Origin of the sequence: Streptomyces albidochromogenes (assembly GCF_005981925.1) — a bacterium.
Lineage (GTDB): Bacteria > Actinomycetota > Actinomycetes > Streptomycetales > Streptomycetaceae > Streptomyces > Streptomyces albidochromogenes.
This window is the reverse complement of record NZ_VBVX01000788.1, coordinates 1-387: the sequence shown is the minus strand read 5'-3', so window position 1 is coordinate 387 and position 387 is coordinate 1. Positions and strand designations below refer to the sequence as shown.

The 387-nt window shown below is 49.9% G+C and carries 1 protein-coding gene; it reads right to left on the bottom strand.

Going from position 1 to position 387, the window contains the following annotated elements:
• Window positions 1–187 precede the first annotated feature (187 nt).
• The coding region (locus E2E34_RS36090; RefSeq protein ID WP_208765437.1) for a hypothetical protein at window positions 188–387 on the bottom strand (200 nt) is incomplete at its 5' end.

Sequence of the window (387 nt, the reverse complement as noted above, 5' to 3'; positions counted from 1 at the left end):
CTGTCCCGTGATTTTGTGAGATTTGATAATACCTCTTCTCGGAGCACGGAGCAGACCATTAGAGGTTGTTCCGTCCTCAGTAAACGTGACAGGCTACCATCACCCTCACGGGCTCCCATAACCCCTGAGCTGAGTGCAAGAAGGAGTCAAGGCATCCATAGACCGGCTCCCCATATGCTGGGGTCTCCTATTTCTCGTTTTCCCATAACCCCCGTTCTGCAATCTCGGCCAGGGCAATCCCAAGCTTCAAAATTACGAAGGCGGCTAACGGAGAGTTCGGAAGATGTGTATTCAAGAAGCTTTTTTTCGCCAGGAGCCTCTTTGGATGAGTCCCAAAGAAGGCATAATCCTGTGTCTTCTGATTTGTCCTCTGATTTGTCCTCTGAT